This window comes from Rubripirellula tenax, assembly GCF_007860125.1.
Taxonomy (GTDB): domain Bacteria; phylum Planctomycetota; class Planctomycetia; order Pirellulales; family Pirellulaceae; genus Rubripirellula; species Rubripirellula tenax.
On sequence record NZ_SJPW01000001.1, the window covers coordinates 1,015,218 to 1,040,609 of the forward strand.

General features: G+C 57.9%; 17 protein-coding genes. 12 read left to right on the forward strand and 5 right to left on the reverse strand.

Features of this window, described 5'->3' with window-relative positions:
• Positions 1–12 precede the first annotated feature (12 nt).
• Positions 13–1,626 (forward strand): protein kinase domain-containing protein, encoded by a 1,614-nt coding sequence (locus Poly51_RS03770; protein WP_146454361.1) that lies wholly within the window; start codon positions 13–15, stop codon positions 1,624–1,626.
• Entirely contained in the window at positions 1,623–3,536 is a 1,914-nt protein-coding gene (locus Poly51_RS03775; RefSeq protein WP_146454363.1) for an SHD1 domain-containing protein, read from the forward strand. The genes Poly51_RS03770 and Poly51_RS03775 overlap by 4 nt, the downstream gene beginning before the upstream one ends.
• A 39-nt stretch (positions 3,537–3,575) precedes the next feature.
• Here the strand turns inward: Poly51_RS03775 and Poly51_RS03780 are convergent, their stop codons facing one another.
• Complete coding sequence (locus Poly51_RS03780; protein WP_146454365.1) at positions 3,576–4,814, reverse strand: hypothetical protein; 1,239 nt, start codon at positions 4,812–4,814, stop codon at positions 3,576–3,578.
• A gap of 449 nt (positions 4,815–5,263) precedes the next feature.
• Here Poly51_RS03780 and Poly51_RS03785 point away from each other — a divergent pair, with 449 nt between their 5' ends.
• The 5 genes from Poly51_RS03785 (at position 5,264) to Poly51_RS03805 (ending at position 13,805) form a co-directional block, all read left to right on the forward strand.
• The gene (locus Poly51_RS03785) at positions 5,264–6,538 is read left to right on the forward strand and encodes a trans-sulfuration enzyme family protein (RefSeq protein ID WP_146454367.1); all 1,275 of its coding nucleotides are present in this window, start codon (positions 5,264–5,266) and stop codon (positions 6,536–6,538) included.
• A gap of 127 nt (positions 6,539–6,665) precedes the next feature.
• Entirely contained in the window at positions 6,666–7,820 is a 1,155-nt protein-coding gene (locus tag Poly51_RS03790) for a trans-sulfuration enzyme family protein (RefSeq protein WP_146454369.1), read from the forward strand.
• A gap of 9 nt (positions 7,821–7,829) precedes the next feature.
• Positions 7,830–10,277 carry an efflux RND transporter permease subunit gene (locus Poly51_RS03795; protein WP_146454372.1) on the forward strand — a complete coding sequence of 816 codons (2,448 nt, stop codon included), beginning with the start codon at positions 7,830–7,832 and terminating at the stop codon, positions 10,275–10,277.
• A 171-nt stretch (positions 10,278–10,448) separates the two neighbouring features.
• Positions 10,449–12,611: a protein kinase domain-containing protein gene (locus Poly51_RS03800; protein WP_146454374.1), complete on the forward strand. Its 2,163-nt coding sequence runs from the start codon at positions 10,449–10,451 to the stop codon at positions 12,609–12,611.
• 42 nt (positions 12,612–12,653) lie between these two features.
• Positions 12,654–13,805, forward strand: coding sequence for a hypothetical protein (locus tag Poly51_RS03805; RefSeq protein WP_146454375.1), 1,152 nt, complete (start codon positions 12,654–12,656; stop codon positions 13,803–13,805).
• 33 nt (positions 13,806–13,838) lie between these two features.
• Here Poly51_RS03805 and Poly51_RS03810 read toward each other — a convergent pair whose 3' ends face one another.
• The 3 genes from Poly51_RS03810 to Poly51_RS03820 all read right to left on the reverse strand — a co-directional run bounded on the left by Poly51_RS03810 (position 13,839) and on the right by Poly51_RS03820 (position 18,606).
• Complete coding sequence (locus Poly51_RS03810) at positions 13,839–15,173, reverse strand: MFS transporter (protein ID WP_186775319.1); 1,335 nt, start codon at positions 15,171–15,173, stop codon at positions 13,839–13,841.
• Between the two features lie 67 nt (positions 15,174–15,240).
• Positions 15,241–16,542, reverse strand: coding sequence for an aminotransferase class I/II-fold pyridoxal phosphate-dependent enzyme (locus tag Poly51_RS03815; RefSeq protein WP_146454379.1), 1,302 nt, complete (start codon positions 16,540–16,542; stop codon positions 15,241–15,243).
• A gap of 234 nt (positions 16,543–16,776) precedes the next feature.
• Positions 16,777–18,606, reverse strand: coding sequence for a peptidylprolyl isomerase (locus tag Poly51_RS03820; RefSeq protein ID WP_246114241.1), 1,830 nt, complete (start codon positions 18,604–18,606; stop codon positions 16,777–16,779).
• A gap of 572 nt (positions 18,607–19,178) precedes the next feature.
• Between Poly51_RS03820 and Poly51_RS03825 the strand changes: the two genes are divergently transcribed.
• The 3 genes from Poly51_RS03825 to trhA all read left to right on the forward strand — a co-directional run bounded on the left by Poly51_RS03825 (position 19,179) and on the right by trhA (position 22,523).
• Complete coding sequence (locus tag Poly51_RS03825; RefSeq protein WP_186775320.1) at positions 19,179–20,879, forward strand: S41 family peptidase; 1,701 nt, start codon at positions 19,179–19,181, stop codon at positions 20,877–20,879.
• A 73-nt stretch (positions 20,880–20,952) separates the two neighbouring features.
• Positions 20,953–21,846 carry an alpha/beta hydrolase gene (locus Poly51_RS03830; protein ID WP_146454384.1) on the forward strand — a complete coding sequence of 298 codons (894 nt, stop codon included), beginning with the start codon at positions 20,953–20,955 and terminating at the stop codon, positions 21,844–21,846.
• Positions 21,843–22,523: a PAQR family membrane homeostasis protein TrhA gene (trhA, locus tag Poly51_RS03835; protein WP_246114242.1), complete on the forward strand. Its 681-nt coding sequence runs from the start codon at positions 21,843–21,845 to the stop codon at positions 22,521–22,523. The genes Poly51_RS03830 and trhA overlap by 4 nt, the downstream gene beginning before the upstream one ends.
• A gap of 86 nt (positions 22,524–22,609) precedes the next feature.
• On the opposite strand, the gene Poly51_RS03840 is transcribed toward trhA, so the two are convergent.
• Positions 22,610–23,812: a HEAT repeat domain-containing protein gene (locus Poly51_RS03840; RefSeq protein ID WP_146454386.1), complete on the reverse strand. Its 1,203-nt coding sequence runs from the start codon at positions 23,810–23,812 to the stop codon at positions 22,610–22,612.
• Positions 23,813–23,990: 178 nt separating this feature from the next.
• Between Poly51_RS03840 and Poly51_RS03845 the strand changes: the two genes are divergently transcribed.
• Both Poly51_RS03845 and Poly51_RS03850 read left to right on the forward strand, forming a co-directional pair.
• Positions 23,991–24,785, forward strand: coding sequence for a phosphoadenylyl-sulfate reductase (locus Poly51_RS03845; RefSeq protein ID WP_146454388.1), 795 nt, complete (start codon positions 23,991–23,993; stop codon positions 24,783–24,785).
• 42 nt (positions 24,786–24,827) lie between these two features.
• Positions 24,828–25,256, forward strand: a complete 429-nt coding sequence (locus tag Poly51_RS03850; protein ID WP_146454390.1) for an Rrf2 family transcriptional regulator — start codon at positions 24,828–24,830, stop codon at positions 25,254–25,256.
• The last annotated feature ends 136 nt before the right edge of the window (positions 25,257–25,392 follow it).

Genomic DNA, 25,392 nt, shown 5'->3' on the forward strand with positions numbered 1-25,392 from the left:
TGTAGAACGTCTATGGAAAATTTTACCGCCCAAAACTCTCCGTGCGACTCCGATCGCATCGACCGGTATTTGTCCGGCGAGTGTGACCGAGGGGAATCCGGAGAATTCGAACGCCATTTGGACGAATGCGATGAATGCCGACAAATCATTGAACGTCGCGCGGCGGAGGAATCGTTTTGGCGATCGGTGTCCGAGAATTTGGACACGCGTCGTGATATCGGCTCGCACGCGTTGATGTTGGATGGTTCAGCATCGCCGTCGGTTTCACAATCGATGGATGATTCCGTGAACCAACGGTACCTGGAACAATGGCTCGAACCGGCGACGAACGACGATACAGTACCGGCGAATGGAAGTGATGTCCTCGGGCGATTGGGCAAATACTGGGTCACGGGCATCGTGGGCGTCGGTGGAATGGGATTGGTGCTCCGAGGCTACGATCCGCTGGCGCAACGCAGTATCGCCGTCAAAACGCTTCGCCAGCATTTGATCGTCAACCCCGAATCATCGCAACGATTTTTGCGAGAGGCGAAGAACGCGGCGTCGATTCGCCACCCGGGTGTGATTCCCATTTATGACGTCGGTACTTGGCGCGACGTGCCGTTCCTGGTCATGCCGTTGATCGAAGAAGGGTCGCTAAGGACGTATGCGATCGAGCGAGAATTTTCTGTGGAAGACATCACCGGCGTCGCGCGCCAGATCGCTGCCGCGCTAGCCGCCGCGCACGATAAACAATTGGTTCACCGTGACCTGAAGCCGTCAAATATTCTGTTGCTCGGCGGAATCGAACAAGTCGTTTTGGCCGATTTTGGTTTGGCTCGCGCGATGGATGACGAATCGTTGACCGTATCGGGAACGTTGGCGGGCACGCCGGAATTCATGTCGCCTGAACAAGCTCGCGGTGACGCGGTCGACGGACGCAGCGATTTGTTCAGCCTTGGCAGTTTGGTCCATTGGATGGCCACCGGTCGAACTCCCTTTGCGGCCGAGTCTTCGTTCGCGGTCCTGTCTAAGATCGTTCACGACGACCACGCGCCGATCCGAAACGTTCGTCCTGAGTTGCCGCCTTGGATCGATCGCTTGGCGACACGGTTGTTGGAAAAAGATCGTGAGCGTCGACCCGAAAACGCCGGCATCGTTCTGCGATGGATCGAACAGGCGGCCGACCATGATCGCGACCCACAGCGGCACCGACTGCCCAACGCATTGTCGACGGCGACGGAGCCACGCTTCCTGCGCGGGAAAGCGATGGTGGGCACAACGATGGGGATCATTGCACTGTTGCTTTGCGGAGCGATCGGTGCTTGGATGATGCCTCGTCATTCGATCATGGACGGTAGCGAACCCACGGAATTCAAACCCACCGTCGTTTCCGCGGCCCCGCTAGATGACTTGGATCGAGTCAACTTGATTGCCGATTTACGCGATGGCAAGCGGGTGCCACAGTGGTTGCACCGACTGGTGCCGTTGCCGGCCAGCGAAATTCCTAGTGAAGCGATCGAGGTGATCGCTGCGTTGGTATCCGGCGATCGTTCCGCATCGCTGTCTCCGAGTGCAATGGATGCGGCCAACGAAATTTTAAACAAAAATCCCTTCGAAGAAACCGTCGAATTGGAAGGCCGATGAAAACCTTGCTCCTGTGTCTGTCAATGATGTTATTCGGTTGTGTCACAACGTCTCCTCCGGTGATGTCCCAAGAGGCGTCCCTACGTTCGTGGACCGATATCACGGGGCGATTCAAAATCAACGGCCGGTTGATCGAAGTCCGTGATGGCGATGTCTTTCTGCAAGACTCGGCGGGAAAGACGATCAAGATCGCGGTGTCGCGTTTGAGCGTCGACGACCAGAAGTATCTCGAAGCAGGGGACAACCCGTTTCAGATGGTCGACGATGGCGAAGCCGTTGATTCGCCGACGGATAAACGAGCGGAATCCGGTTCAAGTCTGGGCACTTGGTCGTCGATTCGGAAAACCCGTTGGGATCGGGCTCGAGACATCGTGACGCTTGCGGCAACTCGTTGGAATCCGCCCGTGATTGACGCGGACCTAAGTTACATCCCCGTCCGAGCACCGCTGACTAAGAAGGCGAGCTTTCACGAGAAGTCGCACCCGATCGTGGTCAATGTCGCGATCGGCCGCGCGGTCATCGGTTACACAACGACGTTCGCGGTTCCGAAACCGCAAACGCGTTTATCGTTGATCGATTTGAAAACCGGTCGCAGCGTCCATTCGGATACCGTCGAAGCCGACATGCGTCCGATCGCGTTGTTGGACGACGGAACATCGATTGTCATGGCGGGCAACGCAAACGCTCGAGGAGAATTCGAAAAGAAAGACTCGATGGAAGTTTGGCAATTGGCCAACAAGCAACTCAAACGCTCTGGATCGTGGACTCCCTACCCAGATGATGATACTTCGTACAGTCGGAAAGCCGACGGTGAAATCAAATCGGGCGGCACTATCGATGCAGACTTGATATATACCGTGACCACGAAGGGCCACGTGGCGGTCTGGCGGATCGAGACGCAGTCGCCGGTGTGGCATGGTCGACTTCATTCCCAGTTTTTCGACATCGCACTCTCGACCGACCGGAAATTGATGGCGATCGTTGACAATGAAGTTGTGACCGTACTTGATCCGGTGACGGGCCGCTTGATGGGCCAGCAGGTGATGCCCGAGGGCAGTCGTGTGTCTTGGCCGCGGATCGCGTTCACGCCGAACGGGAAACAGGTGATCGTCAGCTCGGGAAGTCGGCTAATGCGACTGGATCTGGCCCGCGGCGATTGGATCGGACAGGTGGATTTGGATCGCGCGATTTCACTCAATCAGGAGTTCGCGGTGCCAGCGTCCGACTTTGTGCTGACCGACAATCGGATGCTGTTCCACATGCCCACGCAAACCGACCTTTGCCAATACTCCGGCATCGAATCGATGGCGATGGTCGGCAAGTATGCGATGGTGGTCGTGCAAGCGAGCGAAAACGGTTCGCTTTTGCCAACTGAAATGCCGACTCCGATGGCCGCCCAAATGCTTGACCGCGCGATGTCCGATCCCGAGTCGTTCGTGGTTCATCCGGGAGCGAAAGTTTCCATCGATGTGACAGAAATACAGCCCGAGTATCGTGACCAAGTAGCTATCGACCTGAAGGCGGCGGCCACTGCATCAGGCTTGGTCGTCGACGAATGGGGTACGTTGGTGTTGAAGGCAAAAATCAACGGTCCAAGACAAGACGCGATCAATTTTACGGGTCACGGATCTTACATCGTGACTCTGTATCAATCCTTCGTTGATCTGCGCTCAGGCGACGATCTGCTGATTCGTCGCAGCGACGCCAACTTGTCGCCCCACATGTATTTCGACAATCCACGTTCGCTCGAGCGGGCGATCGAACAACTGGGCAAACAACCGAATTTGAATATTTTTTCGGCGATACGCTTTCCGAAATTCATGTCGCTGCCCGAACCATCGGCAACGACCCATGCAAACACAACCGCGCTGACTCACGCTGCGTTTACCTCGCGGGGCGTATCGGAATAGATAGAACGAACGACCCGGGTTGAATCACGCGGGGCTCGACTACGACCCTTCGACTTTGTCCGCCTTGACCAGCAGTTGATCGATTTTTTCTCGGGTCTTGGCTCGCGCTTCTGGGTCGTTGCCGGGGTATGCGATGTCGCCCATGATAAAGCCGTACGTCGGGTGCGTTTGCAGATCACCGAATCCAAGTTCGGTCAAGTCGGCGTCGTAAAGAATCGCGATCGTTGCCATGGCGACGTCACGAAGTTCGGTTCGCACCGCATCGCCGAACACTTCACCCGTTTCCGAAGCCGGGCGTGAATCTTCCAACAACGGCAGCACCAGCAACGCGTGTTCCCGTTTCCCGAACCGGGCGATCACTTGCAGCGCCGTCGACAACGTGTCGGCCTGGTTCGCTTCGGTCAACGTAGCAACGGCCAATGGCAACGCGTCGGCGACGTCCCACGTCATCCCGGCTGTCAACGCTTCGTAGCGATTGGAAAGCGTGCTGCGAATCAGCCAACGGCCAAGCAGCGCACGGAACGAGGGTGCCAGTTGGCCGTTGCGGGCGATTTCGCTGGCGCCCGTTTTCTGTAACACACTCAACAGCACTGTTTCGTAACCTACCGTGATTGGAACTTTGGGGTCCACCGTTGGAAGCACCATCGCGAAGGTGTCGGCACGAGTCGGAAACTTGCGTTCGATGAATGTTCGGTTCTGGACCGTTGCGATCGCCTGTTCTAGCGCGATCACCCGGTCGCGGGTGGAGCCGTCCATCGACGCGGTCAGCGTCGGATGCGCCTGCGTCAATTCGACGAACATTTCGCGGATCGTGCCGTTGTCGCCCAGCATCGAACGAATGACTTCCCAACCAGCAAAGTCGACGTCGCGACCGGCCAAGAAATCGTTGATGCGAGTCTGCATGTCGCCGACGGTCAATTGACGAACGATCTGCTCGGCTCGTAAGCGGACTTCCGCGTCTTGGGTTTCCGCAATCCGGTCGCGTAGTGGACCGACCACGTCCAGCCCCATGTCCATCAACTCGGCGGCAGCCCGTTCGCGTTTTGCAAATTCACCGGATGCCAACTGATCGATCAAGGTGTCAAACTTGGCTTGTTGTTCTTCGTCGAACACTACCACGGGTGCGACGTCGGCATCCTCGGCGCCTTCGACTCCGTCCGGCAACTCGACCCTGTCGATTGCTTCGTCGGCGGGCGATTGAGCGAAGCCGACATGGGGTACCAGGGCGATCAGGATCGCGGCGTATAGCCAGCGAGATGCGGTGGGGATTGGAGACAACTTGCGATCCTTGAACGAAGTGCGAAAACAACCTTCTGATTCTATACGCCAGGGGGGAAGCGGGGAAAGCCAAACCCCTGGGCGGGGAGCCTATCTGGCCCCGGCGCCCGTAGTCTCGGCGCCCGTAGTCTCGGCGCCCGTAACTCCGGCATGCCGCGACAGGTTACCGAATTGCTTTGCAGTTCGATTCCCGCGAGCGGAGTCGCGGGGCCACGAAGGGTTGCCTGTTCTTCATGCTCGTGGCTTGGAAAGGTTTGTCGGTGATGGGGATTGGCCACCGCGGACACAACAAAGTGTGATGCCACCCCGGTGAAATCGGTTGTCAATTCGTAATCCTGTGGCTACTCTTGAAAGACTGACGCGGGTGAAACGTTTCGCCCAAACGCGTCCCCTTGAGGGATTTGCGGCCGATTGCAGCCTTTACCTGCTAAAGAGCCATGCCAACGAACATGTCTATTGATCGTGATTCTTACCTGTCGTCCGACTCGGTTTGTGGAGACGACGCACCCCCGCCGCACCTGGTGGAACGGGCGGACGACCGGCCCACCTTTTCGGGACACGGCCTTTCCACACAAAGTGTCCACGGCGGGGAGCAACGTCAAAAGCCGGAAGGGTCGATCACCCAGCCGATCTTTACGACGTCGACTTACACGTTCGAGTCGACCGCGGATCTGCTTCGCTTTGTCAAAGGCGAAGACATTCGCGAGGAATACGGTCGCTATGGCAGCCCCAACGAGAAGAGCGTCGAAGCCAAGTTGGCGGCGCTCGAAAACGCCGAAGATGCCATCGTCTATTCGTCCGGCATGGCGGCCATCGTTGGTCTGTTCATGACGAAGCTGGAAAGTGGCGACGAGATCGTTTTCTTTGACCAGTGCTATCACCGCAGCCGCGAATTTTGTTCCAAGCACTTGGCCCGCTACGGCGTTGTGACGCATCAGGTTCCGACCGGCGACTTTGCCGCGATGGAAGCGGCGATCAACGACCGAACCAAGATGATCGTCAGCGAGTCGCCGACCAACCCGCACCTGACCTGCATCGACTTGGAAAAGTTCGTCGCGATCGGCAAAGCGAACGAAGTCGAAACGTTGATCGATGCCACGTTGGCGACGCCCTACAACTTGCGACCGATCGACTTTGGCGTCGACTATGTTTGGCATTCGGCGACGAAGTACTTGGGCGGCCACAACGATCTGCTGGCCGGTTCGATCGCCGGTCGTCGCGAATTGCTGGACCCGGTACGAAAGCTTCGCGGTGTGCTGGGCAGCGTGAACTCGGCCCATAATCTGTACTTGCTCGAACGAGGCATGAAGACGTTCGAGTTGCGGATGCAACGTCACAACGAAAACGGCCTCCGTATCGCCGAGTTCTTGGAAGCTCACCCGCGCGTCGAACGCGTTTACTATCCCGGCCTGGCTTCGCATCCGACGCACGCCATCGCGGCCGCCCAGATGCGTGGCTTCGGCGGATTGATCACGTTCACGGTGAAGGGTGCCGATTGGGAAGCGACTGCACGCGTCGTCGACGCAGCCAAGATCGCTCGCATCGCGCCGAGTCTGGGTGGAGTCGAAACGTTGATCGAGCAACCTTTGGTGATGAGCTATTACCACTGCACACCCGAAGAACGCGTACGATTCGGGATCGACGACAACATGATTCGATTGTCGTGCGGCATCGAGAATACCGAAGACTTGATCGCCGACTTGAAGCAAGCCCTCGACGCGTAATCGCAACGTCACATGCCTTTGTTCAATAGGCTTGCGTTCGCCAGGCATTCTGCCTGTCTGCTCCTCCTTGGCGGCTAGCTACCCGTCTCACAAATTACGATAGGCATTCAGCCTGTCTTGTCCCACCATGACCGACCCAAAACACTCCTTCCGTACCCGTGCCATTCACGTCGGAAACGCAATCGATCCGGCAACCGGTGCGGTCGTTCCGCCGATCCACTTGGCCAGTACGTTTCGCCAACCTGGCGCCGGCGAATGGGGCGAGTTCGACTATTCACGCAGCGGCAATCCGACGCGAACCCATTTGCAAACCACGCTCGCGTCGTTGGACGGTGCGGCCGGCGCGCTCGCCTTCTCGACCGGCATGGCCGCGATTCATTGTGTCACGATGATGTTGTCGGCCGGCGATCATGTCGTCGCCGGTTGTGACATGTACGGCGGCGCGTATCGGTTGTTGCGCAAAATTTGTAACCGCAGCGGCATCGAAGTCACGCTGGTCGACTTGACCGACCTGGCCGCTGTCAAAGCGGCGATGACGCCGAAGACTCGGTTGGTCTGGGGTGAAACGATCGGCAATCCGCGCATGACGATCCTGGACCTGAAATCGGTCGCCGACATCGCTCACGCAAAGGGAGCCATTTTTGGCGTCGACAATACGTTCGGGACACCGGCATTGGTGCGGCCCATCGAACATGGCGTCGACATCGTTATGCACTCGGCGACCAAGTACTTGGGCGGACACAGCGACTGCCTGGGCGGCACGTTGGCGTCGGCGACGAAAGAACTTCACGACCAACTGTATTACATCCAAAATGCGACCGGCGCAGTCTTGGATCCTCTGAGTTGCCATTTGGTGGCCCGTGGGTTGAAGACTCTTGATTTGCGAGTTCGTGAGCAATCGTCGACGGCATTGAAATTGGCCACTTGGTTGGAATCACATTCGCAGATCAAAACGGTGTTGTATCCCGGTTTGGAATCGCACCCCCAACACGCGTTGGCGGCGAAGACGCTTGACGGAGGCTTTGGTGCGATGGTGACGTTCGAATTGGACGGTTCGATCGAGCGGACCGCGAAAGTTTGTGAATCAACGAAGCTGTTCCACCTTGCCGTCAGCCTGGGGGCGGTTGAATCGTTGATCGAACAACCAGCGACGATGTCGCACGCCAGCTATGATGCCGCCGATCGCGCCCGGTTCGGCATTTCCGACGGTCTGATACGATTGTCGGTCGGCTTGGAGTCCTTTGATGACTTGCAGGACGATTTGGCAACAGCAATCGGATAGGAATCGACCATGACGGACGACGAACGACTGAGACGGCGATATCTTCGCCAATTGAAGGTCGGCGTTGTCGTCTTGGCACTTCTTACAATTCCCGCGATCGTGCATTCGCACGCTGCGATCCAATCACTGTTCAACCGTCCGGCCGATTGGGTTCCCGATTCGTTGACCGAAAAGGCTGAGTTCAATGATTTTTTGGACCATTTTTCAGTCGCCGAACTGATCATGGTCGGTTGGGAAGAATCCGACTTGGGTTCACCCTCGTTGGACGCGGCTGCGGCGGTACTGAAGCCGTTGTGCGACGAAACGTACGACGCCCAATCCGATGCCGACGTTGTCGCGGCACTGCCGAATCCGGCGCCACAGTGGATTGCCAACGTTCGCCAAGCTTGTGGAACCGCGACGCCGCTGCACTGGGCGCACAGTGGCACCGAGACGCTCGATCAATTGATGGAAGCGACCAGCTTGAAGCGCGATTCGGCAGTGACTCGGTTGCAAGGAACCTTGGTCGGACCCGATGGCATGCAAACGGCCTTGGTCGTCTCGATTGCCGACAAGGGACTCGCCAAACGTCGATTTCTCATCCCCGCGATCCGTGAAATGGTGGCCGGGCTGGTCGACAAAGAGCCCACCGAGATCGCCGTCGTCGGCGGCCCATTCGAAGGCGCCGCCGTTGATTCCGAAAGCATTCGTTCGATCCAACGTTTCTCTCCTCCGTCGGCCGTCGTCGCCGCCGTGCTGTGTCTGTTGTGCTTGCGCTCGATTCCGTTGACGACCGCGATCGTGGCCGTTGCCGTGATCGGCGAAGGGTTGGTGTTGGCCGCCGTTTATTACACCGGCACACCGATGAACGCGATTTTGATTGTGTTGCCGCCGCTGGTGTTTGTGTTGACGGTTTCCGCCGGCATTCACCTGAGCAATTACTACTTAGACATCGTTCATGAGTTTCCCGGCGTGTCGCGCGCCGATGCGGCAAGGCGAGCGATGAAGGCCGGCGTGTGGCCGTGTGCGCTTGCCACGGGAACGACGGTGATCGGTCTCAGTTCGTTGATGCTGGTCCGGTTGGAACCGGTGCGCGTCTTCGGGGGTGTGGCATCGCTTGGCGTGACGTTGACGCTGTTGCTGCTGATCTTGATCTTGCCAGGCGCGATGGTTTTGACGAAACCTCGGGAATCGAAGATCAAACAAGAAAACGAAAAACCGAACGGACTTCGCGCCTTCGCCGCCAATTGGATGCGCCGCCGATTGGCCAGACCATGGCCGATGATTATCTTCTTTTTGATTCTAGCCGCCGGCTTGTCCATCGGTCTGGGACGATTGGAAAGCACCGTCAACGTGCCGCGCATGTTCTTGCCCGACAGTGACATCCGCCGCCAATACGATTGGGTCGAAAAGCACATCGGGCCCACCGTGACGGGCGAGTTGTTGTTGACGTTCCCTCTACTGGTCGAAGACGATGACCCGCTGGAACGATTGGCGGTCGTTGCCAAGGCGCATTCGGCGGTGCTGGATCAAGGCGCGGTCGGCGGGGCATTGTCGGCGATGACATTTGTGCCGCCCATCTCAGGCGGCCGCAGTTTGTCGGCCACTGCCCAGCGCAGTGTCGTTCGGAAACTGATTCGCGATCCCGATTCGTCGCTGGGACGATTGGGATTCATCGCCCGCGACGGCGAACGCGAGATTTGGCGGATCAGCATTCGGATGCCTCAGTCTGAATCGTTGGACATGGGCAGCCAAATCGAGGTGATCGAATCAACGGTCGCCGACCAGATGCAAGCCTTGGCAGGAAGGGACATCGTGTTACCCGGCGACGTCACGCTGACCGGCAGTATCGTGATCGTTCAAAAGTCGCAAGAAATTTTGTTGCGAGATTTGTTCCGCAGCTTTGTGGCCGCGTTCGGTTTTATCGCGTTGGTGATGATCTTGATGCTGCGCAGCATCGTCGGCGGACTGATCGCGATGGTGCCCAATCTGTTTCCGACGATCGCCTTGTTCGGATTGATGGGGTTGATCCGGTTGCCGTTGGACATCGGTTCAGTCATGTCGGCTAGCGTCGCATTGGGCATCGCGGTCGACGACACCGTTCACCTGCTCAGCCGATTCGGTTCGCGTCGCGCCCGTGGGCTAGGCCAGATTCGTGCGGCCTTTGGCGCGCTGTCCCAATGCGGTTGGGCGATGTTCCAAACCACACTCGTGTGCGGCACGTCGCTGATGGCGTATTGGTTCAGCGATTTCGTACCGACCAGCAACTTCGCGTTGTTGATGTTCGGCTTGCTAACGATGGCGTTGATGGGCGTCGTTTTTCTGTTGCCGGCAATGATGTCCAGCGTGCTGGGGCGTTGGCTGGCACACACGATCGGCGCTGACCCGACCGCCAGTGTGTATGCCGACGAACCGGCCGAAGATTCGCCCGCCGACGTGCGCAGGATGCAGACTCACCAAGAAAGCCGTCGGCGATGAAGTCGGCCTGTGGTCGTTGAGCCCCCGAGGCAGCCTGCTATCCCCCGTCACCGCGATTTTCGGACAGAAGCCGTCGCGGAAATCGCCGTTCGTTACCGGTGCCCACGTAAGCTATAGTTCAGCATCGCTGGTCACCAATCCAACATCCTTCCCGCGGCACAACTGATACCGATGGCTCCGCAAACGACCGATCCGAAAACCGTTACTCCGAACGTCGTTCACGCGGGTTTATTGGGCTCGATCCTGGAAAATCCCCGCTGGCGGGACCAGCTTGACGGGATCCCGTTTGACGAAAAGACGATCGAGCTATCGACGCAACTACTCGACGAACCGACCCACCCGAATTGGAATTTGGCGTCGGCGCCGAATGTCCAAATGGAAACGCTCGAGTTTGCGATCGACGATACGGTCTCGATCGATTTGCCACCGGATGTCGGCTTCGTTCCACGCCGCCAGATCGCCAACATCGGCACGGCATCGGTCGAAGACACCGACTATCGCATCGTCGGCCAATTGGGCGCAGGCGGGACAGGCGTCGTCTTTCAGGCTCACCAACGCGCCGTCGATCGTGAAGTCGCGGTCAAAATGTTGCGGGCTGAATTGGCGGTCAAGGCATCGTCGCGAGAACGTTTTCTGGCCGAGGCACGCGTCATTGGCGGACTCGACCATCCCAACGTGATCGCGTTACACGAAGTCTATGCTGACAAAGCGGGTGCCTTGTTCTATTCGATGAAGTGCATCGACGGCACGAGCTGGGACAAGCAGATCGGCGAACTTTCGCCCGAACAGAACATGGAAAATTTGATGCGGGTCGCTGACGCGATTCGCTACGCTCACTCGCGAGGTTTGATTCACCGCGACATCAAACCCGAAAACGTGATGTTGGGTCGATTTGGTGAAGTCTTGTTGGCCGATTGGGGTTTGGCGATCCATTATGGCAGCACCGGTGAACGCAATGACGCGCAGATGTCGATTGGTGGGACGCCCGCCTACATGGCGCCCGAGCTGGCGTCCGCATCGGCAGGCGACATCACGTTTCAAACCGACGTGTATTTACTGGGCGCGATTCTGTTCCAAATTTTAGCGGGCAAACCGCCGCACAGCGGCAAAACGTTATTGGAGTGCTTGCAGGCGGCCGCCAATAACGTTCTGCAACCCACTGACGTCGAAGGCGAATTGATGGACATCGCGTTGACCGCGATGGCAACCGATCCGGCCGATCGGTTTGACAGCGTCGACGCTTTTGTTGCCGCCATCAAAAATCAACGTGAACACGAACAAAGCGCGCGATTGGTCCGTCGCGCGATCCGGCAAGTTGCCAACCAAGACGACGCCGCCGATGCGATCGATCGATACCGTGACTACGGGATTGCCGACGCACTGTTGGGTGAAGCGATCGAGACCTGGCCCGACAACCAAAAGGCTCACGAAGTCCGCCGTCGCATGCAATTGGAATTCGCGAGGATCGCTACCGAACGAGGTGACTTTGATCTGGCGACCAACCTTTACGCTGCTGCCGGCGAATCGGAATCGGACGAAGCCGAGATGGTCAAGTTTCACCGGATGCGACGCGACGCCAGCCAGAAAGCAGTGTCTCGTTATTCAACGCTGTTCACCCATTCGCCCGATGCCGGCTTGCTGGTTCAAGTGGTGAGTGGAAAGATCGTCGAATCCAATCAAGCCTTTGCAAAGTTGTTCGGTTACACCCCCGATCAAGTTGTCGGCGAACGAATCGGCGAATTGAATCTATGGGTTTGCCCCAAACGCCGCACCCTGATGGTCGATCGCGTCAAACAGTACGGAGCCGTCGATGATTTTGAAGCCCAGTTCTATCACACCGATGGCCACACGATCGACGTGCTGATCGGCGCCCGCGTGGTCGAGGTTCAAGGCGAGAAAATGTTGGTGTCGACGATGCGTGACATCTCGCAACGGAAAGTCGCAGAAAACGAACTGAAGCGAAGTCGAGCTCGATTGCGAGACCTGCAACGAATGGCGGGCCTGGCGACATGGTCGTACGACGTCGTGACCGATTCGGTGACGTGGAACACCGAAGCGTTCGAATTGGCCGGCCGCGCTCGCGAAGAGGGTACGCCGACCAAAGAAGAATACCTGCAGATGATCCATCCCGATGACCGAGGACGACTGCAACTGGCGCTCGAAATGGCACTCGAATCAGGCGCCGCCTACGAATTATCCGTCCGCCAAAAAGTCGCCGGCGGTGACTATCAATACGTCCTGGTCCGCGGTCAACCGATCCTGGATGACGCAGGAAAGACGATCGAAGTGTACGGCATCGTCGTCGAAAGACCGCAGCGCCAAGTCGAACGGTAGCAGTATCAGGACTCGCTCCAATCTCCAACGAGAAAACCAACGATGAGTATCCGTGAATATGCCGGCTGTCGGCCGTGTGTGCTGTTTTGTTTTCTTTGGGTCGCCTTCGGCTGCTTCACGCAAGACGTCTCGTCGCAGTCGCCGTCCGCGGCGTTGGACGCGAAACCGGCGCGGAAAAAGGCTGGCGTCAACACGCAATTTTACGTGGATCCGGGTTGGAGTTCTGAAAGATTCCCCGATCACGCGATGTGTTATCGAACCGCTGCCGATCTCGCCGAGATTTACGCAAAGGCAAGTCGTGACAAAGGCACGGCCGTTGTTTCGTACGAAAAACCCGTCGATGGATCACTAAGGATTGTCGGAACTGGGCATAGCTTCATGATGCCGGGTTATTCGACATTGCCGATCATCACAAGCTCGGCTGGGCTACGTCAGCCCGCGCCGGTCTTGCATGTTGGCGGCGGAGTGACGGGCAGTTCACGCTACAAGTGGGAACAAGAGAACGGAATTTTCAGTTTCGATCAAAAACCAGTTCCAAAGCTGCTGAGCTCGATCGCGGGCGGAAAGTGGGATGCGATGATGTGGGGCCCCTTTTTTCATGATCGCAAGGAATACTATTCGTGTTGGATCGACTTTTGTCGCAAGCACGATCAGGACATGAAGTTTTATCTTTCCGATGCGTGGCCGCAACTCGATCAACTCAATCCGATACCTACCACCGAAGACGAGTTGACCGATGCCGTGGTCGCTCGCATGCACGCCGAAAAGCGAGAAGCGTATGGTCCGATCATTCGCGAACTGAACGACATGTATGGGGACTGCGTCTTCGTTTTGCCGACATCGCGAGCGATGGTGCTTGCGGTGGAGTACTACCATCGTGGGGAACTGCCCGGCGTCGAAGGGATTCACAAAGCGGTGGGCGGACACGAGCGTTCGCTGTGGCGAGACCGACTTGGACACCTCGGCCATGGAATGGAATCACTCGAGGGCTACGTATTTTACGCGACCCTGTATGGTCGTTCGCCCGAATTGATCGAAAGAGATGTTCCGTTTCCTCAAAAAGGAGATTACCCCAGCACCAACCTTGATCGGGTTTTTCGGAAAATCGCTTGGCAAGCCGCGATCAGCGATCCCATGTCCGGCATTGTCGACAAAAACAAAAACGGCATTGCCGACGCCCGTGAACGAGACTGATTCGACGGATCGAAATCGACCGACATTGTTTGGTCAATGCACTTCGGTGTGTTTGGGTTCGTCGGGTAGGCTGGCGACGACGGGGGTGTCGAGGGTTGCGCTGTTGGGGCGGACAGAGAGGGTTCTTAGGCCGATTTCGTCGTTGCCGGTTTGGATATCGGGGACTTTTGATAGCAGCAGCAACGCCGCGCCACGGCCGATCGAAGACGCGCAAAATAGGACGCCGTAGCCCAAGTAGCTGGTTCCCATCGCGGACAAGATCGCGCCACCAATCAGCGCGCCCGATACAAACGCGACGGTGTTGATCAGGTTGTACATCGTCAACAAGCTGGTGCGTTCTTCCACTTTGATGGCATCAAAGAACAACAAGAAGAACGCCAGTTCATAGGCGGCCCAGAATACGCCCGATGCGACTTGCACGACGATGATCCACGTCAGCGAATCCGAAATCATCCACGCCGCCGACATCGGTGTAATGCCGATGCCGCCGATCCACAACAACTTGCGAGGGCCGATCCGGTGCGCGGTTCGTCCCCACAACGGCAGCGAGATCACTTTGGCTAGGAACGCGACCGAGATCAGGGTGACGTACTGGCCGTAGCTATGACCCAGCTTTTGAAACATGAACGGTGTGAAGTAAGGTCCCGCGATCTGGGCGGCGACTTGCACGGCAGCCAGATACATCAGCAGCTTGCCGCTGTCCTGGGTGCGAAGGAGCCGAAACGCTTTGGCCAGCGGGATCGTTTGCATGTTGGCCGGGATCGGCGTCGGTTCGCTTTGCAGCGTCAGCATCGCGACGGACAAAAACCGGCAAGCCCCGGCGATGGCGAACAAGATGGCGTAGGTCGAAAGGACTCGATCGTTTTGACTGGCCCATTGCAGGCCCAAGCCGCCCGCCAAGACTCCGACGAACACGGCGACCTGTGACGCGCGGGTGCGGAACGCAAAGTAACGCGGGCGAATCGACGGCGGGACCACAGAGCCGATCCACGTGTTCCACGCCGGGCCTCCGGCCAGCCCCGCGCCCCAATAGATGCTGACGATAACCAATAGGCTGATGCCGCTGATCGATCCGCGGTAGGCCGCAACCATTAGTGGCAAGAACACCAGCCCTTGGATCGATGAACACAAAACGACCCAGCGTTTGTGCGAGCCAATGATTCGAATTAGCCGTGGCGATACCAGTTGCAGTAGTCCGCCGACGACCAACGGCAGGCTCCCGACCAGCCCGGCCATCAATTCGCTCACTCCGACGGCCAGCGCGAACGCAACCAGATACGTTTCGCCGAACCCGACCATGCCGCCGAATGCCGTTGCATCGGCGCAGCTTGCTCGCAAGTCCGTTCGCAACCGTCGCCGTCGTGGCATTAGGAACGAGGTGGCGTGGCGGGCAGAGAGACTCACTGTCGACTTTGCGAAAGGAACACGAAAAAAGCTATTTCGCAACAGCGGGTGCTTGGGCTAAGCATTTGCCGATGTGCCGCACCGCTTGACGCAGTCGTTGTTCATTTTCGACCAACGACATGCGCAGGAATCCTTCGCCACCGGTTCCGAAACCGCTGCCGGGGCTGACGGCGACGTTGCCTTCTTCGAGCAGCTTCATCGCGAAGTCCATCGTGCTCATCGCACTCTTCCACGGCTCGGGAATTTCCGCCCAAACGAACATGCCTGCTTTGGGCGGCGTAACGTTCCAACCCAAGCGGCGCAAGCCGCTGACCAGCACGTCGCGACGTCCTTGGTAGATCACGCTTTGCTTTTCGACGGACGCTTCGGTTTCGCGAAGCGCAACGATCGCGGCGATTTGAATCGCTTGGAACATTCCGTAGTCGTAGTAGCCTTTGATCGTGCCGAGGCCGCGAATCATTTCGGCGTTGCCGGCACAAAAACCGACTCGCCAACCGGCCATGTTGTATCCCTTGCTCATCGTCGTGAACTCGACGCCGACGTCTTTGGCGCCGTCGGCCGACAAGAAGCTGGGTGGCATGTAACCGTCATAGGCGACGTCGGCATAGGCGAAGTCGTGAATGACCATAAAGCCGTATCGTTTTGCCAATCGCACGACTTCGACAAAGAAGTCCGGTTCGATGACGGCCGACGACGGGTTGTGGGGATAGTTGACGATCAGCACTTTCGGGCGTGGCGCCATGTGTTCGCACGTGTAGGCCACGTTGCGAAGAAACAGATCGGGATCGGCGACATCCAGCGACACGACGTTGCCGGCGGCCAAGATGACGCCGTACATGTGGACGGGAAAAAACGGCGACGGAATCATAGCGGTGTCGCCGGGGCCCATCAGCGCCAAGCACATGTGCGAGAAACCTTCTTTGCTGCCCAAGCAAGAGATGATCTCGTGTTCGGGGTCCAAGCGAACGCCATACTTGCGGTTGTACTTGCTGGCGACTTCGCGGCGCAGGTTGGCGATGCCGTTGGACTTGCTGTAACCGTGGTTGGTGGGGTCCAGCGCCGCCGACGTCAATTTGTCGATGACGACTTGGTCCGGGGGATCCGACGGATTGCCCATGCCCATGTCGATGACGTCGTCACCGGCTCGCCGTTTCTGGTACAGCAGATTGTTGATGCGCCCAAACATGTAGGGCGGCAGTCGTTCGACGCGCGAGGCAAATTTGACCGCAAACGGTTCCGGCACCGGGTCGGTGATCGGCATATCGATCGCCGGGGCGTCGATATTGGGGGTGTCTCGGAAGTCGTGGGGTTCGTTTTCGCGGTTGTCGGTCATAATGAAGACTGTGTGGCTCGAAGGCGAGATGGCCCGCAACATTCTCGCGGAACCTCTCGGACATTCTCAACCAGACACGCAATTAAGCCCAGGGGTTAGCGACAAAATTGCCCGGTCGCCACGTTGCCGGGTGTACTGGACGAGCCAACGTCGGGTTGGCACCTGGTAAGACAGGCGTTCAACCCTTCGATTCGGCAACGACAGACATCAGGCCTGTTGGTGGTTTTGCCGTTCCTAGCGAGCTTCCGCGACCCGTGGAGCCTCGTTCGCAGCGGTCAGGAAGTTGTCGATTTCGGCTTTGGTTCGAAGATTTTCGATCCGGTCGGCCATCAGTCGACGCAGCTTCTTTTCCTTCAAATCACGCACCAGTTCGCTTTGGACCGCTGTGGGGTCGGTGACGACAGGTTCGGTGAACCCTTGGCAACGCAGAATGATGTACTTGCCACCCGTCGCGATGATGCCGCTTAGCTGGCCTGGCTTCAACGAGAAAGCTTCTTTTTCCACGGCTGGTTGGCCGCCATGTTTTCGGATCGGCGGTACTTTGCCCATGTTGCTGGACGAGACCGGTTCGACGCTGTACTGAGACGCGAGTCGTCCGAAGAAATCGTCGGTCGCATTGTCGCGAGCCATTTCCCAAATCTTTTGAGCGCTGCGTTGGTCCGACAGGACGCACGCCAACACTTCGACGCGAGGACCATAGGCGGACTCGAAACCTTCTTTCAGGTCGGCATCGGTCAGCACCAAGTCGTCTTCGACCAGTTTTGTCAGTGCGACGCTGGGCCACACGGAATCTTCCATGTAGACGTTCCGAGTCACGTTACCGGTGGACAGCACTTGTTGCATCCAGGCTTCGGTATCAGGCGTGCCATCGTTGCGGAGGATTCCGTAGCTGGTTGCTGCACGGGCGATTTCTTCTTGCAGGTCCGCGTCGGTGACTCGCTTGCCGGCTTGGCGAAGGGCTTGCGTCAGCAGCTTGCGATTGATTTCACCCTCGAGCACTTCTTCGCCGTGGCGTTTGATGCACTCTTCGCCGATCAATCCCAACGTGATCTGTTCGCCGTTGATGATCGCGCCGGCGCCGGGATACTGTTGTTCCAGTTCCGGTGTACCGAGCACCTTGATGACGTTCGCTTCTTGTTGCAACTTGGAAAACAATTCGGTTGCTGCCGAACGCATTTTTTCGTCGCGAATTCGGTCGCTGATTTGTTCGCGGATGGCCGGCATGGCTTGCGGGCTTGGCGACGTGGCGGGAATCCGACGCACGGCTTGTAACATGATCCATTGGTCGCCCAATTGCATGACTTCCGAGATGTCATCGTCTTGCAGCCCAAAGGCGGCTTCTTCCAAGCGAGTGTCGCCGCTGTAACGACGCATCGGCGGGATCAGGCCACCGACACTGGCACTGGATTCGTCTTCACTGAACTGTTTGGCTAAGTTTGCGAACTGGCTTGGATCGGCCAACGCTTGTTCACGCAGTTTTTGGATTTTGCCTTCGCTGTCGCACATGATCAGGCGGCATTTGACGGCTTCGCCGAACTGAGCGACGAAGGCTTGGTTGAATTCTTCTTGAGTTACATCGACCTTATCCGCGACCAAGCGGCGCAGGGCCAGCATCGGCCAGATGATTTCGCGACTGTATTGGTTCGGGTCGATGTTCCGTTCTTCCTTCAGCAGCTTCAGATAGCTGTCCATCGACAAACCGAACTTCGACGACAAACGGCGAATTTCGTCGGTGACGTCTTGCTTGGTGACTTCGATGCCATTGTGCTGGCACGATTGCAGGATCAAGTGACGGTTGATCATGTTGTCGATCACATCGGTGCCGTACCGCTGGACGGCTTGATCGGCCAACGTCTTCCGCGAGATCGGGTCCGCATTGACGACCGCAACGATGTTGTTCGTCGAGCCTTGGCTGGCCGCGGGTAGCGACTCTTGGCCGTTGGCGGGCGACTGGGCCGTCATCAGGACGATCGCGGCCGCGATGATCGCGGAAGGCAAAAGTCGGCGAAGCGAGCGGATGAATTGGGTCATGATCGTAAGTTGGCGGGCGGATTGCAGTGGCATCGTCGGTCACTCCTTTGAACCGAAGGTGGAATCGATGAGCGGAGGTTAGAAAAATTCGAGGTTTCACTCAAGTTCAATCTTTTTCTGGCCGAAACCCGAAACCCGTCGGCCGCAGTCACGAACTGCTTTGCAGTTCACGTCCCGCGAGCGGAGTCGCGGGTCCACGTCGAGTGCCGATTTGCCTTGCTGGTGGACAGCGCCTATCGTGGTTGTGACGCCGCGGCGTTCCTGTGATGGAGCGTCGTGATCAGTGCTGGGAAGCGCTTGCGGTGCGAGTTGAATGGATGGTGAAACATGCCGCCGTGAAACTTGCCGAGACGTGCAAAATACTTTTGCCTTGTTTGCACGGATCACCCGAACAATCGGGGCGACTATTCATCGACCTTTCCGTCTTTGATGGCCGCGCTGAATTTTCAGGGTCACCGCCCATTTGGTTTTTTGACCAAGCATTCTTTGTGACCTATGTTTCCGTGGCCAAGCCTCCCAGCATCCAATGCTCGGCCACGAAACACGCGGCGCCTCCCCTCGCCCGTGTGAGCCTCCCCCCAGTGATGCCGATGGATTTTTCGCGCATGGATCTTGTCGCACGCCTCGCCGGTCGCTTTTTGTTCTGCACTTCATTCGTTGTGCCCGCGACCGTCATTATTTTCGGCCAGTCATTTTTGACGTGCGGTCACGTACATGCGGAAGACTTCGTTAACCCAACGGTTGTGGCTCCGTCGACCGCTCCGGCCATCGACGGTGAGCAAGCGGCCATCATCAAGGGGCGTGAACTCGAAGCGAACCACATGTGGGGCGAGGCGATTCGCCACTACGAAAAAGCCACGCGAGAGTTCCCCGAAAGCGTCGGCTTGTATCAGCGGATGGTGATCAGCCGCTTGCATCACGATGTCAATCGTCGGTACCAAGACCAGAGCTACTTGGCGTCCATCCGCGAATTGAGCACGACGCAAGCCTTGGATCTGTATTCCGAAATTCTCGCTAACCTGCAAACGCATTACGTCGAAGACGTCGACTGGGCTCGAGTCTTGATCCATGGCACCGCGTCGTTGGAAGTTGCCCTATCGGAAGAAAAATTCGTCGATCGATTGCTCGGCAGTGCGGATCCACAACGTGTCGAAGCGTTCCGGCAAACGATCCACCACAAACTACAAGGTCGCAGCACGGCGACTCGGTTCGACTTGCGAGCCAGTGCGGCCTTTGTTGCTGCCGAAGCGAACGCCGAACTTGGTTTGTCGGGCACCGCAACGGTGCTGGAGTTTCTAAGCGGTGCCGTTTCGACGCTGGACCCGTACACTCGATTGCTTTCGCCGATGCAGTTGGAAGAAATGTTCTCCAACATCGAAGGCAACTTTGTCGGTCTGGGTCTAGAGCTAAAAGCAAAAACTGATCACCTGCAAATCTTGTCGGTCATCGAAAAAGGACCCGCCGAAGAAATCGGTATCCGCGGCGGCGAGAAAATCATCGCCGTCGAAGGCATTCGCACCGACGAACAAGAACCCGGATACGTCGCTGATCTGTTGCGAGGCCCCGAACACAGTTACGTCGCGATCACCGTCGTCGGAACCGATGGCACTCAACGCGATGTGAATGTTCAACGCCGTCGCGTCGAAGTTCCTTGTGTCGAAAACGTCCACTTTGTTGATCCGGTCACCCGCGTCGGCTATCTGCGGTTGACCAACTTCCAGAAAACGACGACGCGTGACGTCGAGCGTGCACTTTGGGATCTGCAACGTCAAAAGATGCAGTCTCTGATCATCGATGTTCGTGGCAATCCCGGTGGCTTGTTGTCGGCTGCGGTCGAAGTGGCTGATCGATTCATGAGCGACGGGCGAATCCTGACGACGCGTGGCCGAAATGTTCGCGAGAACTTCGACTATGCCGCTCACCGACCCAACACGTGGAACGTTCCCCTGGCCGTGCTGATCGATGGCGACAGTGCAAGTGCCAGCGAGATCTTCGCCGGTGCCATCGCGGACAGCGGTCGTGGTGTGATCGTCGGCGAAACCAGCTACGGAAAAGGAAGCGTTCAAGGCATCTTCCGGATGCAGTCGGCAACGTTCGGGCTGTGTTTGACAACGGCCAAGTTCTACTCGCCAAGCGGTCGAGCGATCAGCCACAACGGCGTTGTGCCGACGGTTCCGGTTGCCAGTACGCACATCGCGGCCCGCCCGGACGACGAAGGCCGACTGACGCTGGACACCGAAGACGCGGTGCTACAGAAGGCCATTGAACAACTGAGTGGCCGAAACATGATCAGCCGCCTGCCGTAGTCCGGTTGCTGACACCGTTTTGGTATAAGCTGGGCGTCGAACCTTCGATTCCCATTCCGACCGATCGCAGCCCATGCAACGTTTCCACCTATTCTTAATCCTGCTTAGCGTCATCGCATCATCGGTCATGGCCCAAGACGCCGATCAAGTCCTAAGCGTGTGGCCCAAGTCGCCGCCGCAGTGGACACCGCCGACGGAATCTGAACGCGACACGTCGGGTGCAGACGGACGTCCCGTCGCCGGAAAACCCGTGATTCGACTTGGGTTTGTTTCGACGCCGCAAGTTCACGTTTACCGCCCCGCTGAAAACGACACCTCGACGGCGGTCGTCATCTGTCCCGGCGGCGGTTTTTCGATTCTGGCGTGGGACTTGGAAGGCACCGAAATTGCTCAGTGGTTTCAATCCATCGGCGTTACAGCCATCGTACTGAAGTATCGCGTGCCAACTCGCGAAGCCGACCCACGATGGAAGGCACCCGTCCAAGATGTTCAGCGGGCGATCAGCATGATCCGCGCCGGCACGATCGAGGGCGTGCGGCCGTCACGTGTGGGGGTACTTGGTTTTTCCGCCGGGGGAAACACGGCTGCCCACGCCGCGCTGGCTAGCGAGCGTCATTATGATGCTGTCGATTCGGTGGACGGGGCGAGTTGCACGCCGGACTTTGCCGTCCTGGTCTATCCGGCTTGGTTGGTTCAAGAGGACGATTCGAGCCAGCTGATCGATACGTTGGCGGTAGATGAGAATTCGCCGCCGATGTTTCTGGCACACGCGGCTGATGATCGGATCGATGCGGCCAGCAGTGTGACCATGTTTACGACGCTGAAGCAGCATGGCGTTGCGAGTTCCCTTCACGTCTTCGCGACCGGCGGCCACGGTTTCGGCGGTCGCATCGCAGGCGCCCCGACCGACGCGTGGCGTGGGCTCTGCGAAAGTTGGATGAAGAGCAAAGGTTGGTTGGCTCCGTGAGCGTCACGTCGGAATCTCGCCAGCAAACGTCCAAGTCCGTCGAACTGCCGCCGCCACCGATCAAGCCGGACCAGGAATGGGCGAACGCGTGGACGCACGGCGCCGCATCAGCGATCAGCCTGTACCTGGCGTACCTGTTGATTCGCGAAGCTTCGGTTATCAGCACGGGAATGGCCGTCGCCTGTGCCGCGTACATGGCATCGGTTTTCGGCACCTTCTTTTGTTCAACGCTATCGCATGTCGTTCGACGACAACCGCTGCTCAACACGATGCGAGCCTGGGACCAAGCGATGATCTATACGATGATCTCGGGCACCTACACGCCGATCGCATTTCGGTACTGTACCGATGAAACTCGCACGCCGCTCTTGATTGCGATTTGGATTTCCGCGGGCGTCGGATTCTTTTTCAAAGTGTGCCACCAACACCGCGTGAATTCGATCGGCACAGTTTCGTATCTGTTGCTGGGTTGGTTACCTGCGATACCGTTGGTCGGGCAAGTACCCGGTGTGTTGGTCGCCTGGATGATTGCCGGCGGCGTTCTTTACACAGCGGGCGTTTCACTATTGGTCAACGATCATCGCGTCCGCTATCTGCACGCCGGGTGGCACCTGTTTGTGATGGCCGCGGCGACGTGCCACTTTTGGGCGATCTGGAAACACGTTGTCCCCGTCTAGATTCGGCGTATTGCTGGTTGATTAAATCTGCAATGCATCAGCTACCGATCACTGGTCTACCGATCACTGGTCTACCGATCACTGGTCTACCGATCACGGCGCAGATCGCCGCTGAACGCCGTTTTCTTGGCGGCGAAGTACGCCTGCCATGCCCGTTCGTCGTAGCCGAAATCGGCGTCCGGTTCGATCTCTTTCAACAGCGCCAGCACCGCCGTGTTGTTGCTGGTCGATTTATTCACGATCGGTTGGGAACCGCTCGACATTCCGTTCGCCCCGTTATCACCGAATCCCACGTTCATTCCGGCGCCAGCGGGCCCGGTCGTGGTTTGGGTCGTTACCAGCGCGTTGACATACTCCATCGCCATCTCGGGATCGGGAAACCACGACAGCGCGCGGGCGGCGCGATTGACGGTGTCGTGGTCATTCGCCTTCAACATCGGCAAGTAAGTTGCCGCGGCCGACGAAGCACCGTATTCCTGTAAGTGCTTGAGCGCCGCTTCACGCAGCGTAGCGTCGGGCTCTTCGATACCCGCACGCACGAGCGCTTGGACGGACGTGCGGTTCTTGAAGCGACCCAGCAAGTCGATCCAAACGCGGCGCAGACCCGATGATTGCGAACGGTTGTTTCGGGATCGCAGCAGTTGATCGGCGATCGCACCCGCAGCCATTGGGTCGTTGATCGCACGCAGCGTATCCATTGCTTCGCCTGCTTTGGACGATCCCTTGGTGACGATGCCGACCAAACGGCTGACGTCACGCTTCCATGTCTTCGTTTCGATCTCGGATGCTTCGGCGGTTTCGTTCAGCGCGACCGCCTCGGGAAGCTCCCAACGGCCGCCCACGGATATCATTCCTCGATCGTGCATCAGATCGACCGAGCGGATCCATTTGCCTTCGTGCTTTTTGAAACCCAACGCCGCGCGGGCTTGTGGGTGGTCGGGGTCGAGTTCGACGGCCCGCTGCAGATGAAACCGTTTGTAGTATTGGGCTCGGCCGGGAACGTTGTTGCCCGTCACGCACCAAATGGCCAATTTGTAATTCAATTCGGCGTCGTCGCCGGTTTTGGCGGCCAGTTCTTGATATTTCGCCAGTTCGCCCGAATCCACCATGCGGCGAACGCGACTTCGTGGCAAAGCCACCTGGATTTCGTCGTCCACTTCGACAACCACGAAATCGCCCTGCGACTTGATCTCGCCGCTGAGGTGTCCGCCGCCCGAAATCTCGATCGAATCAGCGTAGATCGCAGCGGGCATCAGCAGCATGGATCCGGCAATCAGTCGTCGCAGCATGGCGTTTATCCCGGGGTAGACCAATCGTGTGTGGGAACAGCGCCCGTTTGACTCAATTGTAGCATTAGTGGCGGACGATAACCATACTTGACTATCTTGATCGTGTTTGTAATCTATCGTGAAATCGCTTCACTCGAGGCCCGATGCGATGTCTGCCCAATCCCTTCCGAACCGCCCTATGAACGCAAATTCGTCACAACCGGACCCGCCGCTGCAGGTCTTTTCGATCGATTCGGGCGAGCCGCGTGGGGCGTTGGCGGCTGATCCGCCGTTGCATCCGACCGACGAATTCTTGGCGGAACTGGCCCGAGATAGCTTGAGTCTGGAATCCGCGACGCCCCAGGAAATCCTGAAGTGGTCGGTCGAGCGGTTCGCGCCCAAGTTCACGATGGCGACGGCGTTTGGCCCCGAGGGCATGACGATTCTTTACATGTTGTCCGAAATTGCGCCGGACACGCCGGTGTTTAATTTGGACACGGGTTATCAATTCAAGGAAACGCTTGAGCTGCGCGAGACTGTTAAAAAGCGTTACGGCATCGAGGTCGAGTACAAGTTGCCCGACACGACGGTGGCCGAGTACGAAGCGATGCACGGCGGACCGCTTTACGCGACGAACCCCAACCAATGCTGCTTTGACCGCAAATTGCGGCCGTTGCACGGGGCTGCGAAGGGCCAGCACGCTTGGGCCAGCGCGATTCGCCGTGACCAATCGCCGGACCGAGCCAAGGCGCCAATCGTGGGTTGGGACAAGAAGTTTCAGTTGGTGAAAGTCAGCCCGTTGGCGAATTGGTCGAAAAAGGACGTGTGGGACTTAATCTTAAAGAACGACATCCCGTACAACCCGCTTCACGACCAAGGTTTCCCCAGCGTCGGATGTCAACCGTGCACGCGAGCGACCCAGCAAGGCGAAGACGAACGAGCCGGTCGCTGGTCCGGATTTCAGAAAACCGAGTGCGGACTTCACAGTTCGTAGTTTACGTCTCTTCGTCCTTGCCGAAGCCCGGGAGAAACCAAAATGCTGATTTCCGCACGCGCTCACTATGCTTCGCTGGCTTTGGTCGAACTTGCCGTCCGCAGCGATCAAGCCGCACCGGTGACGGTCCGCGATATCAGCGACCGTCATGGCGTTCCCGGCCCGTTCTTGGTTCAAATTCTGCGGACGCTTCGATCGTCGGGGTGGGTGCAAAGCGTCCGGGGCAGCCAGGGGGGATACCTTTTGTCGGTCGAACCGGCGTCAATCACGCTGCTGGATATTGCCGACGCGGTGGGTTGCGGCCAAGATTCGGGATGCAGTGTCGAGGGCAAGTCGACGATCGCAGACGAACGGCTGCAAGAGGTTTGGGACGAGGCCGCCGAAGCATCACGAAACGTGTTGGCATCGGTGACTTTGGCGGACATGGTGGGGCGAAGCGTCGAAGCTGACGCGGCGATGTTCTATATCTAGCAAAACGCAGGCCACGGTACGCCGTTCGCCGGTCCACATCAGGCTGCCCGTTTTGGATCACCCTTCGTGGCCCTGCGACTCCGCTCGCAGGGTGTGCTCTTTGTTCCGCAGCTGCTTTACAGCTTACGTCCCGCCA